Genomic DNA, 13,688 nt, shown 5'->3' with positions numbered 1-13,688 from the left:
CAGATCCGAGGGCGCCATGTACGATACTGAATACAAGCGCAAATTCCTGGTCGTCATCGACGAAACCGAAGAATGCGATCGCGCCCTCACCTTCGCGGCCTTCCGTGTCAAGCGCACGGGGGGCACGGTGGTGCTGATGTCAGTGATCGAAAAGCCAGAGTTCATCGGCATGGGCGTTGAGGAAGTGCTCCGCGCCGAAGCCGTCGAGGAAGCCGAGCGCAATCTCGACAAGCGCCTCGCCCGCCTCAAGGAGATCGGTGATGTCCGCTATGAATCGGTCATCCGCGAGGGCAGCGGCGCCGAGCAGATCGAATCCGTCATCGCCACCGACAAGGACATCGCCATTCTGGTGCTAGCCGCCAACAAATCCACCGAAGGTCCGGGCCCGCTCGTCACCCACTTCGCCAGCCGCACCCACGCCCTGCCGATCCCCCTGACCATCGTCCCTGGCCGCATGACCGACGAAGAGATTATCGCGATCTGCTAGCTGTGCCGCTGCGCGGCAAAATCGCTCCGGTGGAGCGATTTTAGGTCAGCAGGCCATGAGGCCTATGGCCGAATGGCTAGGACCCGGCTGCTCCGCAGCACGCACTCTCTCTCCCCACCGTCACCACCGGGCCTGTCCCGGTGGTCCATGCCGCCAAAAACTGGATTGCCGGGACAAGCCCGGCAATGACGACGGACGGGCCTAGCGTCCCCCTACCCCCGCACCATCAACTTCGTCTTCTGCCGCCCCTCGGCGTCAAAATTGCTCTCATCCAGCCAGCGCTCATATTCCGTCCGGATCTCCGGCCACTCGCTGTCGATCATCGAATACCAGGCCGTATCCCGGCTCTCGCCTTTCACAATCCGGTCCTGCCGGAAAATGCCCTCGAACTGAAACCCGAACCGCAGGGCAGCCGCCTTGGACGGCTCGTTGCGATCGTTGCACTTCCACTCGAACCGCCGATAGCCGAGATCATCAAAAGCGTGCCGGGCAAAGAGATAGAGGGCCTCCGTGCTCAGGCGCGAGCGCGCCATCTCCGGCCCCCAATAGACCCCGCCGATCTCGATGGAGGCATGCTCGGGAAAGATCCGAAGCCAGCCCTGCCGCCCCAGCGCCCGGCCGCTTGCCTTGTCCACCACGGCCACATAACGATCCGCGCCTGCGTTGACGCGCTCGATAAAACTCTCCGCCTCTTCCAGCGTCGTCGGCGCATATTCGAACAGCCATTGATAGCGCTCGGGTACGCCCGCGCCCACCGAAGCCGCCAGCAGATTCGCGGCGTGGCGCGTTTCCAGCGGCTCCAGCCGCACATAGCGCCCCTCAAGCACGATCCGCTCGGGCGCCGATTTTGCCGGCTGCACGCTCATTTCTCGCGCTCCCAGATCGCCGCCAACCCCTCGCGAAAACTGGGATAGAGCAGGTCGAGCCCCAGCGCCGCCTTGATGGCCTTGTTGGAAACCCGCTTGTTGTCCCGATAAAAGCTGCGCTGCATGGGCGACATTTCTGCCGTTTCAAACGGCATGTCGGGCGGCACCGCCACGTCCATAATCCCGGCCGCGTGCTCGAACACGTCCTGAGGCGGCGTCGGTTCGTCGTCGGCCATGTTAAAAGTGCCTTCCAGCCGCTTTTTCGCCGCCAGCGCCGTCACCCGGCCGATATCTTCGACATGAATGCGATTGAACACCTGCCCCGGCTTGATGATCCGTCGCGCCGTGCCGTCGCGCAGCTTGTCAAAGCTCGACCGCCCCGGCCCGTAAATGCCCGCCAGCCGCAGAATGCAGAGTTTTACGCCCCGCTGGGCCGCATAATCGCGCCATTCCTGCTCGGCCAGCACCCGAAGGTCCGAACGCATATTGCGCGGCACCAGCGGCGCGCTTTCGTCGATCCAGGCGCCATCAAAATCCCCATAGACCCCGACGGTGGAATAATAGCAGACCCATTCGAGATCCTTCGCCGCATCGAGATCAGCCCGATGCTGGCGGAGCACCACATCGCCATCGGCGTCCGGCGCGATGGAGACGACGACATGAGTTGTCCCGGCGAGGGCGGCCGAAACGTCGGGGCTTGGGGCCGTGCCGTCAAAGACAAGCGTCTCCAGCCCGCCCTCTGCTAACCGATTGGCCTTGTCGGTCGTGCGAACTGTTCCCAGTGTGCTAACCAACTCGCCGCTTTGGCGCAGCGCGTCAACGCTTGCCCGAGACGAGAATCCCAGGCCAAAAAACATCACCCGCATCAGATATCCCCGCTCCATTCGGCCGCTACTTCAGCGTCTGTTTCGCCCGGTAAATAGGTGTTTTTGAGGTCTTCCGCCCGCGCGGGATCAAGCCGCCGCAGGGCCCAGATCGCCGCCCCCCGCACCAGCGGCGAGGCATCGGAAAGCCGGTTCTCAACCGCTGGCACATAGCCAGAAAATCCCGAATTCCCGATGCCTATAAGCACATTACGCAAAAACCGCGAATGCCCGATCCGCTTGACCGGCGAGCCCGCAAACAGCGCCCGGAACCCCGCATCATCCAGCGCCACAAGCTCTCCCAGCTCCGGCCGTTCCAGTTCCGGCCGGCTCCTGAGCTTGGCTTCCTGGCTCACCGAGGCAAACTTGTTCCACGGGCAAACCGCCAGGCAATCATCGCAGCCATAGATGCGATTGCCCATGGGCACGCGAAACTCCAATGGAATCTGACCCTTATGCTCGACGCTGAGATAGGCAAGGCACCGCCGCGCATCGAGCTTAAAGGGTCCGGGAAAGGCTTTTGTCGGGCAGACATCGAGGCAGCGCGTACACCGCCCGCAGCTTTCCGCATGCGGTTTATCCCCGGGCAGTTCGGCCGAGGTTAGAATGGCGCCCAGAAACAGCCAGGAGCCGAACTGACGGCTCACCAGCACCGTATGCTTGCCCTGCCAGCCAAGGCCCGCGGCTTCCGCTAGCGGCTTTTCCATCAGCGGCGCGGTATCGACAAACACCTTCACATCAGCGCCCGAGCGACGCGCCAGAAGTCCGGCGAGCTCTTTCAGTTTGCCCTTGATGATGTCGTGATATTCGCGGTTCCGCGCATAGGCTGAAATGGCCCCGATCTGCTTTTCCTTGAGCAAATCCAAGGGATTAAAGTCCGGTCCATAATTGACGCCCAGGAGAACAACCGAGCGCGCGCCGTCCCAGAGTTTTGTTGGGTTCGCCCGCCGCTCCTCGGTTTCGGCCATCCACTCCATGTCGCCATGCCAGCCCTTTTCCAGCGCGATGCGCAGTTTTTCGGGCAGGTCGGGGCGCGAATCGGCCGAGGTAATGCCAAAAGCCTCAAAGCCGAGCTGTAGGGCCCGGCTTTTCAGTTCTTCAACGATTTTGCTCGTCTCGGCCATCTCACCCTCTGGGCGGGCGCCGGTTATCGGCGTCAGGCGTCCGGATGCTTGAACACCAGGGCCGCATTGGTGCCGCCAAAGCCGAAGGAATTGGACAGCACATAGCCCAGATCGACGTCGTCCCGGCGCTGGCGCAGGATCGGCATGTCGGCAAAGGCCGGATCAATGGTCTCGATATTGGCGCTCTCGGCGATGAAGCGGTTGGCCATCATCAGGATCGAATAGATCGATTCGTGCACGCCCGTTGCGCCCTGGCTGTGGCCGGTGAGCGACTTGGTCGCCGAGATCGGCGGGCACTTGTCCTCATTGCCAAACACGGCGCGCAGCGCCTCAATTTCCTTGAGGTCGCCCACAGGGGTCGAGGTGGCATGCGGATTGATGTAATCGATTGGCGCTTTTACGTTTTTCAGCGCCATGCGCATGCAGCGCTCGGCGCCTTCACCCGAGGGGGCAACCATGTCGACGCCGTCCGAAGTGGCGCCATAGCCGACCACTTCCGCCCAGATTTTTGCACCACGCGCCTTGGCGTGCTCATATTCTTCGAGCACCAGAACGCCGGCGCCGCCCGAGATGACAAAGCCATCGCGATTGGCGTCATAGGCGCGCGAAGCCTTGGACGGGTTGTCATTGTAGTTCGAGCTCATCGCGCCCATGGCGTCGAAAAGATCGGACAGCGTCCAGTCGAGATCCTCGTGCCCGCCGGCAAAGACGATATCCTGCTTGCCCAGCATGATCTGCTCATAAGCATTGCCGATGCAGTGCTTGGACGTCGCGCAGGCTGCGGTGATCGTATAGTTGATGCCTCTGATGCCAAAGGACGTCGCCAGCGTTGCCGAGGCGGTCGAACCCATGGCCTTTGGCACGGCCAGCGGCCCAATACGCTTGGGGCTGTTATTTTTACGAACGATATCCGCAGCTTCGACGATGGTGCGGGTCGACGCGCCGCCCGAACCCATGACGATACCGGTCATCGGGTTGGAAATGTCGCTCGCCTCGAGGCCCGCATCGGCGATCGCCTGCTGCATGGCGAGATAGTTCCACGCCGCGCCCTTGCCCATGAAGCGGGTCACGCGGCGGTCGAGAGCTTCGAACGGATCGAGACGCGGGTCGCCCTTCACCTGGCTGCGGAAGCCAAGCTCGGCATAGTCCTCGGCAAAGACGATGCCCGGCTTTGCAAGGCGCAGGCTTGTCGTCACCTCGTCCAGCGAATTGCCGATCGAGGAAATGATGCCCATGCCGGTAACCACTACACGTCTCATATCGTCCTCGTCTTCGCGCCTGGGGGGAATGGCGCAAGTCAAATTAAAGCGCAGATAAAGGCTTAGCTTGCCTTTTGGTCCTGCAGCTGGCTGTCGGTGAAAAGGCCAACCCGAAGGTCCTTGGCCTCATATATAGTCTTGCCATCGGCCTTCACCCAGCCATCGGCAATGCCCAGCGTCAGGCGCGACTTCATCACGCGCTTGAGGTCAATGCCATATTCGACAAGCTTGATATCATTGGTTACCTGGCCGGTGAACTTGATCTCGCCACCCAGGGCGCGGCCCTTGCCGGGCTGGCCGATCCACGACAGGAAAAACCCGGTCATCTGCCAGATGGCATCAAGACCCAGGCACCCCGGCATCACCGGGTCGCCGATGAAGTGGCACTGGAAGAACCAGAGGTCCGGAGTGACGTCGAGCTCGGCGCGCACATAGCCCTTGCCGAAATCGCCGCCATCTTCCTGAATGTCGGTGATGCGATTGAACATCAGCATCGGCGGTGCGGGAAGACGAGCGTCGCCCTGGCCAGGCAATTCACCCCGACCATGCGCCAGAAGCTCTTCGTAATTAAATGCGTGTTGCCGATCGGCCATCGTGCTTCCCCACTTCGCCTTAAGCTTTGTCTCGTATAGGGGCGCACAATGAGGGTCAAGCGGGCCTAAACGCGCATTGACCCCCGCAAGGCCCCGCGCGGCTTGTTTCCCCGGTCCTGCGACACTATAAGAAGGGCTGGAAATATATGGACCTTCTGACGAGTAATCCTGGCCCAATGTCCGATCACAGCCTTGCCGACCGGTTGCATCCGTCCCGCACGCCCTGCCTGACGGCCGTCCTGCGCATGGCCGGACTTCGCCCAACGCGGCAGCGCGTCGCTCTGGCCGAGCTGCTGTTCGCCGGCCCGCATCGTCATGTGAGCGCGGAACAATTGCACTCCGAAGCGACCATGGCTCACGTGAACGTGTCGCTGGCGACCATCTACAATACGCTCCATCAGTTCCATGAAGCGGGTCTACTGCGCGAAGTCGCCATCGATGCCTCGCGGTCCTATTTCGACACCGACACCTCCGATCACCACCACTTCTATGTCGAAGACGAGCAGCGGATGATCGATATTCCAGCCGATTCGGTGGCGTTCAAAGCCCTGCCGCAGCCGCCGGCCGGCATGGAAGTGGCCCATGTCGATGTGGTGATCCGGGTTCGCAAGACCCCCGTCTGATCCTCTGGCGCGACATTTGTGTCCGCCCCCGTGGGTGGAAGTGACAAATCCCGCCCGCCACACCATAGTATGCGCAACCGAAACTGCGACAAAGGTGGTCGATGCCCGAAAAGGTCAACCTCAAAGCCTATTTCGACCGAATCGGTTTTGCCGGTTCAATCGCGCCCACGGTGGCGACGCTTGAACTGCTCCACGCTCTTCATCCCGCGACGATCCCCTTCGAAAATCTTGATGCCCTGATGGGCAAGCAGGTCGCCCTCGATCAGCAGAGCATTGAGCGCAAGCTGCTTGCCGAGCGGCGTGGCGGCTATTGCTTTGAACACAATCTGTTGTTCATGCGCGTCCTCGCCGAGCTCGATTACGGCGTTCGCCCCCTTCTCGCCCGGGTCATCTGGCCTCACGCCGAGGACACCGGCGCCAGCGAGCCCAGCCACATGCTGCTGCTCGTCGAGGTCAACGGACAAAATTACATCGCCGATGTCGGCTTTGGCAGCCTGACGCTGACCACGCCGCTGCGCCTGCGCGCCGAGGCCGATCAGTCGACGCCCCACCAGAACTTCCGCCTGATGGGTGGCGATCCGGAATGGACGATGGAAGTGCAGCTGGGAGACCAGTGGCGCCCCCTCTACGCCTTCACCACGGCCAATGTGGACGAGGCCCAGCTCGCCGCCGTCAATGCGCGCATGTCGAGCGACCCGGCTTCGCCCTTCACCGGCAATCTCCTGGCGAGCCTGTCGCCCAGTGGTCGGCGCCTGACCCTGCGCGATGCGCGCTTCACCGTTCGCTCGCTCGATGGCGACAAGCAGCGGACCGAGATAGCCACCATCGAAGAGATGCGCGCCATTCTCACAAATGAGTTCGGCCTCGTCCTGCCGGCCAATGAAGCGCTGGATGCCGCCCTTCTGGCCCTGCTGCCCGAGCCTCCTCCTGCGGAAGCCGAGCCCGAGCCGGCAGCCGAACCTCAGCCCACGCCCGAAAGCTAGGCCATGGCGCCCGTCACGGTCCCTGTCGAAAAGCTCCGGGAATTTGAGGATTTCCGGGCCTTTTACGATTGGCTGGCGGCGCATCACCAGACCGATGACGAGGTCTGGATCCGAATCTTCAAGAAGGCCAGCGGCCGGGCCACCATCAGCCCGACCGAGGCCATCGATGCCGTACTCTGCTGGGGCTGGATCGACGCGATCAAAAAAAGCTGGGACGAGGTGTCCTTCGTCCAGCGCTACTGTCCGCGCCGGTCCAAATCGGTGTGGAGCCAGATCAATCGCGATAATGTCGCCCGCCTCACCGACACGGGGCTGATGACCCCGCATGGGCTGGGCCACGTCGAAGCCGCCAAAAAGTACGGCCGTTGGGACGCTGCTTATGCGACCACGCAGGACGCGCCGACCGATCTTCTTGCCGCAATTGCCGCCAATCCCAATGCGAAAAATACCTATGACCAGCTCACCGCACAGAACAGATTTGCGCTGATTTTCCGGACCAACAGCCTCAAGACCGAAGCGGCGCGCGCCCGCAAGATTGCCGGTTTCGTTGATATGCTGGCGCGCGGCGAAACCATTTATCCGCAAAAGCTGGAGCCAAAATAATGCCGGTCTGGGGCGCCTTTCTCCGCGGCATCAATCTGGGCAATCGGCGGATGAAGATGGCCGAGCTCAAGTCCTGCCTCGAAGTGGCGGGCTTTTCGGAGGTGAAAACCATTCTCGCCAGCGGCAATGTGCGCCTGGTGGCAGAGGGTCCGGAAGCCCAGCTCAAGGCAAAGCTGGAAAAAGCCATCGCGGAAAAATTCGGCTTCGAGGTCGGCGTGGTCCTTCGCTCGGAGGACGAACTGGCAAAAATGCTGTCCGAAAACCCTTTTGGCGCGCTTGATCCCACGGCGGATTTTACCCGCCATGTCTTGCTGTTCGATGCGCCACTGCCGGACGGGATTGCCCTCGAAAGTCGCCCACGCGATACAGAAATCCTGCGCATCGACGCCAGGGAAATCTACATTGCCGCCTATCTCCAGGCCAATGGCCGCTATACAGAACATGTCGAAGAGGTGCTGAAGCCGCTCTATGCCCGCCTGGGCAAGAACACGCTCGACACCATGCGCAACTGGAACACGATAGAGAAGATTCTGCAGTGATCACCGTATTCGGCTCTACCAATCTTGATCAGGTCGGCACTGTCACGCGTCTGCCAGAGCCCGGCGAAACCGTTGCCGGCGGCACCTTCTCCATGGCGCCGGGTGGCAAGGGCGCCAATCAGGCGCTGGCGGCCCGCCGCGCCGGAGCAGAGGTCCGCCATGTCTCGGCCGTGGGCGACGACGCCTTCGCCGATATGGCGCTCGATCTGCTGAAGTCGGGGGGCGTCGACCTCTCGGCCATGCGCAAGGCCGAGGCCGCGACTGGCATCGCCATGATCTTCGTCGATGCCGAAGGCGAAAACGTCATTGCCATTCTGCCCGGCGCCAATGGTACGGTCAGTCCCGAGGATGCCGATAACAGGCTTGCTGCGCTCAAGGCGGGCGACATTGTCCTTCTCCAGCAGGAAGTGCCCCAGGCCGCGACCCGTCGCGCCCTCGAAATCGCCCGGGAAAGGGGCGCCCGCAGCGTCCTCAACACGGCGCCCTTCCTCTCGGACACGGCAGAGCTCGCCCCGCTGGCCGATATCGTCGTCGCCAATGAAACCGAATTTTCCCTGCTAACCGGCCGGCCCATTGCCGAGCTCGACGAAGCCATGGCCGATTGGGTGAACAACACGGGGCGCACAATCGTCGTCACCCTCGGTGCTGACGGAGCCCGCGCCCAGACGCCAGACGGCGCGATTTCGGTCGCGGCCCATCCGGTAAAGCCCGTCGATACTGTCGGCGCCGGAGACACTTTTTGCGGCTATCTCGCCGCCAGCCTCGAAGCCGGCCTGGATCTCGAAAAAGCCATGCGCCGCGCTGCTATCGCCGGCAGCCTCGCCTGCCTCAACCCGGGCGCCCAGCCCGCCATCCCGCTGGCAAAAGACGTCGACGCCCTGGTCTGAGATCGAAGGGCCGGGACGTGTCTTTCTGTGGGGAGGCACCGTCCCTCCCCATCGTCACCACCGGGCTCGTCCCGGTAGTCCACTGTCAAAATAAAATTGCCGGGACGAGCCCGGCAATGATTTTGGAACTGGTGATGTCGGCCTGAGCGAATACCGCCCTAGTTAAAAACCCGACGCGGCTTGAACTGGCCGAACTCGACATGCCCGGTGGCGACCACCTTGCCCTTGAAACTGGCCCAGCATTCGTCCAACTGCGCCGGCGAACCCGCACCTGTCAGCAATACCGGATTGCCATGGCTGACGGCAGTGGCCTGCACCGGATCAAGCCGGATTTCCGGCAGATCGACCAGCCCGGCGGACACCGGCCCGATCATCGCATCACGCGCTTCGCCCTCTTCAGCGGCTTCCAGCTCTTCGAGCGTCACCGCATCTTCGTCGTTGAACGGGCCAACGGCGGCGCGGTGAAGGCTCCCCACATGGCCACGCGTGCCCAATACCTCGGCAATGTCCCGAGCCAGCGAGCGCACATAAGTGCCCTTCCCGCAGGTAACTTCCAACACGGTCTTTTCCGCGCCGTGCTCAACGAGCTCGATCGCATCGATATCAACCGGGCGAGGCGCCAGCTCCACCACTTCGCCGGCGCGCGCCAGATCATATGCGCGTTCACCGTCGATCTTGAGCGCTGAGAAAATCGGCGGCCGCTGCATGATTGTGCCGGTAAAGCGCGGCAGCACCGCCTCGAGCGCTTCCCTGTCGGGTCGCACATCCGATGTGGCAATCACTTCGCCTTCGATATCATCCGTGGTCGTCGCCGAGCCCCAGACAATCGAGAACCGATAGACTTTCGTGCCATCCTGCACCTGCGGCACGGCCTTGGTGGCCTCGCCGAGAGCAATCGGCAGAATGCCGGTGGCCAGGGGATCGAGCGTTCCAGCATGGCCGGCCTTGGCGGCCGAAAACAGCCAGCGCACCTTGCCCACCGCCTGGGTGGAGGTGAAGTCATACGGCTTGTTGAGCACCACCCATCCGGAGATGGGGCGCTTCTTGGATTTTTTCTGTTCAGCCAATTGTCAGTCTTCGTCGCTGCCGTCGTCGTCCAGATCCCGCCGGACGCGATCCGAGCGCAGCAGCGCGTCAATGCGCCCTGCTTCCTCGAATGTGGCATCGACATGGAAGCGGATTTCGGGCGCGAATTTCATGTTGATCTGCGGAGCCACGCGGCCCCGGACGAATTTGGCATGCCGGTTGAGCACAGCGACGATCTCTTCGGCATAGGCGCCACCGAGCGGCATCACATAGGCATTGGCCACCTTGAGATCGGGCGACATGCGCACTTCGGGCACGGTCAGAACCGCGCCCACAAGGGCTTCATCCTCGATATCGCCGCGCGCGAAAATATCGGCCAGGGCATGGCGAACAAGTTCACCCACGCGCAGCGAGCGCTGGCTGGGACCGAGGGGCTTATTGTCTTTCTTCATGACCATGCCGATAGGCCCTCCGGGGCCTTGCGTCAATCCAGCGCGCTCAGTTGCGCATCGCTGTTGAGCTGGTTGGCCCGCGCTTCGACGGTCGCGGTCGCCACCGGCCAGCTGCCCGGCTGGGCCGGATCAAAGCTCTTGCCGCGCCATTCCTGGTAGACGATGGCGATGCCGCGGTCCGACTTGCGGAAGCTGACGACCATCACCTCGCCGAGGCCCTGATAGCCGGTCAGGTTGTCGAGATAGCTGCCACACACAAAGCCGAGCGGCGCCAGCTTTTCCCCCTCATCCGGGCCGAGCTGGAAAAAGCCGGTCATCTCCGGCTTGCAGTTGCGGGCATAGGCAGACATCACCGCCGCGCGATAGTCGACGAGGCTGACTTCGGTCTGCCGCGTGATGCGGGTGCCATAAAGCGTGGTCCACAGCGCCTGGCTCTCGCCCTTGGGGTAGATCTCAAGCAGTGCCTGGGTCTCGTCGGCGATATAGACGGTCTCGACATTGGCGCGGGCAGTGCCGTCGCTGCGCTGGGCATCGCTCAGCCAGTCGGGCATGGGCAGCACCATGCGCTGATCCATCGCTTCGAGCACGAGACGGCCGCCTTCTTCCACCAGAGGCGGCTCGCTGCGCACTTGGGCCTGCGCCGAAACGGCGGGCACGACGGCCATCATGAGGGCAAACGCGAAAAACCTGTTCAACGGCACTGGGCGCTCCTGGACCCGAAACTGTCGATCAAAGCGGCCATGCCCCCCAAAAGCGCCCGATCTCTAGCCCGACGCTTATGAGCCAAGTCCCTGCCGCGCAAGGGGCCGCGTTCCCTCACGGGTCGATGGCGCGAACAATGGGGAAAAGCTGCAACACTCAGACGCGCAGGGCGCGCGGTGATGGCCTGTCCGGCAGCAGCCGATGGGGCGGCTGGTGGCCGTCCATGAACGTGCGAATATTGACGATCACCGCCTCGCCCATTTCGATCCGCGCCTCGAGCGTCGCCGAAGCCATATGCGCGGTGAGGATCACCCGGTTGGCCTCTGCAAGCGACAAAAGCCGCGGGTTGATGCCCGTGCGGTTCTCGAACACGTCCAATGCCGCACCTGCCAGGCGTCCGCTCTCGATCGCGCCAATCAGCGCCGCCTCGTCGAGCAGTTCCGGACGGCTGACATTGAGCACATAGGCGTCCGGCTTCATCCGGGCGAGTCGCTCGGCCGAGAGGATATCGCTGGTTTCCCGCGTTAGCGGCGTGTGCAGCGAAACAATGTCCACCGCTTCGAGCATAGCGTCGAGCTCGGGCCAATAGGCCGCGCCCAAGGGCTCCTCCACTCCGGGCGGCCGCCGATTGCGCGAAAAATAGTGGATCGAGAGCCCAAAGGCCCGCGCCCGCTGTGCCACCGCCGTGCCGATCCGGCCCATGCCGACGATGCCCAGCGCCTTGCCGCGCAGGCGATGGCCGAGCATCGAGGTCGGCGACCAGCCGGCCCAGCTCCGGTCGCGCAGCAGCATCTGCGTGCCTTCCACGAGGCGCCGCGGCAGCGCCAGAATCAGTGCCATGGCCATGTCGGCCGTATCTTCGGTGAGCACGCTCGGCGTATTGGTCACGGTAAGGCCCGCAGCCCAGGCCGCTTCGAGGTCGATATTGTCCACCCCATTGCCGAACTGGGCGATCAGCCGCACGCTGGGCGGCAGTTTTCCGATCAGCGCCGCGTCGATCCGGTCGGTGATGGTCGATACCAGCACATCCTTGCCCACGAGACCGGTGAGGATGTCCTCGGTGGTCAGGGTCTGGTCCGTTTCGTTGATGCCGGTTTCGAACAATGTCGCCATGCGCGCCTCGATCGTGTCGGGCAGGCGTCTGGTCACCAGGATCTTGGGTTTACTGGCTGTCATGCGTTCCGTTACGAGGGGCGGGGAAAAATGAATTTCCCTCTCTTCAGCGAGCATTAAGGATATTGGGGCTAGTGATAGGGCAATTCCAACCCGTCTGCAAAGTCATGTTGTTGATGCACGCCATTTCGGGCGGTGCCCGTCATCGTTTTTTTTCGTTTGCCCTAATAGGCTTGGCTCTGTTGTCGGCTTTTTTTGCCGTTCCAGCGCCGGTCGTGGCTCAAGCCGATAATCCCAGTGGATTGCCCCTGCCGCGCTTCGTCTCGACGCGGTCGAACCCGATCAACGTGCGCGTTGGTCCGGGCACCAAATACGACATCGCCTGGAACTATGTGGTTTCTGGCGTGCCGGTCGAAATCATCCAGGAATTTGATACCTGGCGCAAAATCCGTGACGCCGATGGCTCGGAGGGCTGGGTTCACCAGAGCCTCCTCGTCGGCACGCGCCTTGGCTATGCCGCCCCGCTGATCGCCAATGGTGAAGTTGCGATGCGCTCCAATCGCTCCGACGAGGCTGGCGTGCGTGCGCGGCTCGGCGCCGGTGCCAAGGTGCAGATCAAGGAATGCGATGGCCAGTGGTGCGAAGTTTCGGCCAGCCAGCCGGGCGAACGCTCCAGCTATTCCGGTTTCGTGGCCCAGGAAGAGCTCTGGGGCGTCTACCCCGACGAGATCTTCGACTGATCTAGCCGCTAATCGGCACTGCTGCGCTCGGCATTGGCGTTTTCGATCTGCCGGGCGCGCCATACAGCGTCGTCCTGCTTGGGGCAGGATCGGCAATAGGCGTCCGGAAACGCCAGATAATCGAGGCAACAGCCTTTTCGCGCGAGTATCACGGCCGCGCTGCCATCCTCGAGCTGCACCTCTTCGAGGCTCCCCTGTCCTTCAAGTCCCATCGCCGCAAGCCAGAGCGTGCAATAGCGCTGCTGGTCTGCAACGGTCGTTTCCGGTGCGAAATGGCCGAGCCTGCGGACGAGGTCGATAATGCGGTCGGCCAGCAGCCGCAGCGCCGGCACTCGCTTGATTCGCGTAAACTGCTTCAATTCCTCGAACGCCACATCGGCCATGGCGCGCAATTGCGCCCCCGCCTCGGCGATGAGGGTTTCGGTGTCCCCCTCCATTTGCGGGCCGGGCGCCAGCCGGAAGCCGGAAATGTCGATATTTTTCACCGATTGCGCCATGCCCGAAAATTTGGGCAGGGCGCCATGGATATGCACCGCCAGCACCGCGACATAGGCCGGCTGCCAGAAGAGGTTCGTCCAGATGCGCGTAGCGTAGAACGGCTGCCCGGCGTCCGGATAATTCGCCGCCAGCCGCGTGTAGAGCGTCTCTAACACCGCTGAATTGTCAGCACCGACAACATACCAGCCCGGCAAGGCCCCACCCGGCGCGCCGTCGAGAAAACCCGTGGTTTTGCGCAGCATCGCGAGAAGGCGCGTCAGCGCGACGTCGTCCTGATTGGTTGCGAACAGAAAATTGCGGGCAGTCCCGGTCAAGGCAGTCTCCATTTGG

Annotated in this window: 17 protein-coding genes; 7 read left to right on the top strand and 10 right to left on the bottom strand. The window is 62.5% G+C overall.

The features are described 5' to 3' along the window. Positions 1-16 precede the first annotated feature (16 nt). Entirely contained in the window at positions 17-487 is a 471-nt protein-coding gene (locus NYQ88_RS00610) for a universal stress protein (RefSeq protein WP_275653062.1), read from the top strand. Between the two features lie 212 nt (positions 488-699). Here NYQ88_RS00610 and NYQ88_RS00605 read toward each other — a convergent pair whose 3' ends face one another. From NYQ88_RS00605 to fabA, 5 genes are all read right to left on the bottom strand, one after another. Further along, on the bottom strand, positions 700-1,353 hold the full coding sequence (locus NYQ88_RS00605) for a GNAT family protein (RefSeq protein WP_275653061.1): 654 nt from the start codon (positions 1,351-1,353) through the stop codon (positions 700-702). Beyond that, positions 1,350-2,219, bottom strand: coding sequence for an SDR family oxidoreductase (locus NYQ88_RS00600; protein WP_275653060.1), 870 nt, complete (start codon positions 2,217-2,219; stop codon positions 1,350-1,352). Before NYQ88_RS00600 ends, NYQ88_RS00605 begins: the two co-directional genes overlap by 4 nt. Then, a complete protein-coding gene (gene queG / locus NYQ88_RS00595) occupies positions 2,219-3,340 on the bottom strand; it encodes a tRNA epoxyqueuosine(34) reductase QueG (RefSeq protein WP_275653059.1) in 1,122 nt (373 codons plus the stop codon). The genes NYQ88_RS00600 and queG overlap by 1 nt, the downstream gene beginning before the upstream one ends. 32 nt (positions 3,341-3,372) lie before the next feature. Then, positions 3,373-4,599: a beta-ketoacyl-ACP synthase I gene (fabB, locus tag NYQ88_RS00590; RefSeq protein ID WP_275653058.1), complete on the bottom strand. Its 1,227-nt coding sequence runs from the start codon at positions 4,597-4,599 to the stop codon at positions 3,373-3,375. A 62-nt stretch (positions 4,600-4,661) separates the two neighbouring features. Then, the gene (gene fabA / locus NYQ88_RS00585; RefSeq protein WP_275653057.1) at positions 4,662-5,192 is read right to left on the bottom strand and encodes a 3-hydroxyacyl-[acyl-carrier-protein] dehydratase FabA; all 531 of its coding nucleotides are present in this window, start codon (positions 5,190-5,192) and stop codon (positions 4,662-4,664) included. A 176-nt stretch (positions 5,193-5,368) separates the two neighbouring features. Here fabA and irrA point away from each other — a divergent pair, with 176 nt between their 5' ends. From irrA to NYQ88_RS00560, 5 genes are all read left to right on the top strand, one after another. Then, positions 5,369-5,815, top strand: coding sequence for an iron response transcriptional regulator IrrA (gene irrA, locus NYQ88_RS00580; RefSeq protein WP_275653056.1), 447 nt, complete (start codon positions 5,369-5,371; stop codon positions 5,813-5,815). Between the two features lie 101 nt (positions 5,816-5,916). Further along, entirely contained in the window at positions 5,917-6,798 is an 882-nt protein-coding gene (locus tag NYQ88_RS00575) for an arylamine N-acetyltransferase (protein ID WP_275653055.1), read from the top strand. A 3-nt stretch (positions 6,799-6,801) separates the two neighbouring features. Further along, positions 6,802-7,401 (top strand): YdeI/OmpD-associated family protein, encoded by a 600-nt coding sequence (locus tag NYQ88_RS00570; RefSeq protein ID WP_275653054.1) that lies wholly within the window; start codon positions 6,802-6,804, stop codon positions 7,399-7,401. After that, the gene (locus NYQ88_RS00565) at positions 7,401-7,940 is read left to right on the top strand and encodes a DUF1697 domain-containing protein (RefSeq protein ID WP_275653053.1); all 540 of its coding nucleotides are present in this window, start codon (positions 7,401-7,403) and stop codon (positions 7,938-7,940) included. The genes NYQ88_RS00570 and NYQ88_RS00565 overlap by 1 nt, the downstream gene beginning before the upstream one ends. After that, the gene (locus NYQ88_RS00560) at positions 7,937-8,827 is read left to right on the top strand and encodes a ribokinase (protein WP_275653052.1); all 891 of its coding nucleotides are present in this window, start codon (positions 7,937-7,939) and stop codon (positions 8,825-8,827) included. Before NYQ88_RS00565 ends, NYQ88_RS00560 begins: the two co-directional genes overlap by 4 nt. 158 nt (positions 8,828-8,985) lie before the next feature. On the opposite strand, the gene truB is transcribed toward NYQ88_RS00560, so the two are convergent. From truB to NYQ88_RS00540, 4 genes are all read right to left on the bottom strand, one after another. Beyond that, a complete protein-coding gene (gene truB, locus NYQ88_RS00555) occupies positions 8,986-9,894 on the bottom strand; it encodes a tRNA pseudouridine(55) synthase TruB (RefSeq protein ID WP_275653051.1) in 909 nt (302 codons plus the stop codon). 3 nt (positions 9,895-9,897) lie between these two features. Then, the gene (rbfA, locus tag NYQ88_RS00550; RefSeq protein WP_275654978.1) at positions 9,898-10,305 is read right to left on the bottom strand and encodes a 30S ribosome-binding factor RbfA; all 408 of its coding nucleotides are present in this window, start codon (positions 10,303-10,305) and stop codon (positions 9,898-9,900) included. Between the two features lie 32 nt (positions 10,306-10,337). Further along, on the bottom strand, positions 10,338-11,000 hold the full coding sequence (locus NYQ88_RS00545; protein ID WP_275653050.1) for a hypothetical protein: 663 nt from the start codon (positions 10,998-11,000) through the stop codon (positions 10,338-10,340). Between the two features lie 163 nt (positions 11,001-11,163). Then, positions 11,164-12,183: a D-glycerate dehydrogenase gene (locus NYQ88_RS00540; RefSeq protein WP_275653049.1), complete on the bottom strand. Its 1,020-nt coding sequence runs from the start codon at positions 12,181-12,183 to the stop codon at positions 11,164-11,166. A gap of 179 nt (positions 12,184-12,362) precedes the next feature. Between NYQ88_RS00540 and NYQ88_RS00535 the strand changes: the two genes are divergently transcribed. Further along, complete coding sequence (locus NYQ88_RS00535) at positions 12,363-12,860, top strand: SH3 domain-containing protein (protein ID WP_275653048.1); 498 nt, start codon at positions 12,363-12,365, stop codon at positions 12,858-12,860. An 8-nt stretch (positions 12,861-12,868) separates the two neighbouring features. On the opposite strand, the gene NYQ88_RS00530 is transcribed toward NYQ88_RS00535, so the two are convergent. Then, entirely contained in the window at positions 12,869-13,672 is an 804-nt protein-coding gene (locus tag NYQ88_RS00530; protein ID WP_275653047.1) for a siderophore ferric iron reductase, read from the bottom strand. Positions 13,673-13,688 lie beyond the last annotated feature (16 nt).

The organism is Devosia sp. SD17-2 (genome assembly GCF_029201565.1).
Taxonomy (GTDB): domain Bacteria; phylum Pseudomonadota; class Alphaproteobacteria; order Rhizobiales; family Devosiaceae; genus Devosia.
Note: the sequence above shows the minus strand (reverse complement) of the source record. Positions and strands in the feature narration are given on the sequence as shown.

Excerpts from the sequence above, each read along its gene's own strand:
- NYQ88_RS00610 (WP_275653062.1), top strand. The coding sequence starts at position 17 with ATGTACGATACTGAATACAAGCGCAAATTCCTGGTCGTCATCGACGAA.
- NYQ88_RS00605 (WP_275653061.1), bottom strand. The coding sequence starts at position 1,353 with ATGAGCGTGCAGCCGGCAAAATCGGCGCCCGAGCGGATCGTGCTTGAG.
- NYQ88_RS00600 (WP_275653060.1), bottom strand. The coding sequence starts at position 2,219 with ATGCGGGTGATGTTTTTTGGCCTGGGATTCTCGTCTCGGGCAAGCGTT.
- queG (WP_275653059.1), bottom strand. The coding sequence starts at position 3,340 with ATGGCCGAGACGAGCAAAATCGTTGAAGAACTGAAAAGCCGGGCCCTA.
- fabB (WP_275653058.1), bottom strand. The coding sequence starts at position 4,599 with ATGAGACGTGTAGTGGTTACCGGCATGGGCATCATTTCCTCGATCGGC.
- fabA (WP_275653057.1), bottom strand. The coding sequence starts at position 5,192 with ATGGCCGATCGGCAACACGCATTTAATTACGAAGAGCTTCTGGCGCAT.
- irrA (WP_275653056.1), top strand. The coding sequence starts at position 5,369 with ATGTCCGATCACAGCCTTGCCGACCGGTTGCATCCGTCCCGCACGCCC.
- NYQ88_RS00575 (WP_275653055.1), top strand. The coding sequence starts at position 5,917 with ATGCCCGAAAAGGTCAACCTCAAAGCCTATTTCGACCGAATCGGTTTT.
- NYQ88_RS00570 (WP_275653054.1), top strand. The coding sequence starts at position 6,802 with ATGGCGCCCGTCACGGTCCCTGTCGAAAAGCTCCGGGAATTTGAGGAT.
- NYQ88_RS00565 (WP_275653053.1), top strand. The coding sequence starts at position 7,401 with ATGCCGGTCTGGGGCGCCTTTCTCCGCGGCATCAATCTGGGCAATCGG.
- rbfA (WP_275654978.1), bottom strand. The coding sequence starts at position 10,305 with ATGAAGAAAGACAATAAGCCCCTCGGTCCCAGCCAGCGCTCGCTGCGC.
- NYQ88_RS00540 (WP_275653049.1), bottom strand. The coding sequence starts at position 12,183 with ATGACAGCCAGTAAACCCAAGATCCTGGTGACCAGACGCCTGCCCGAC.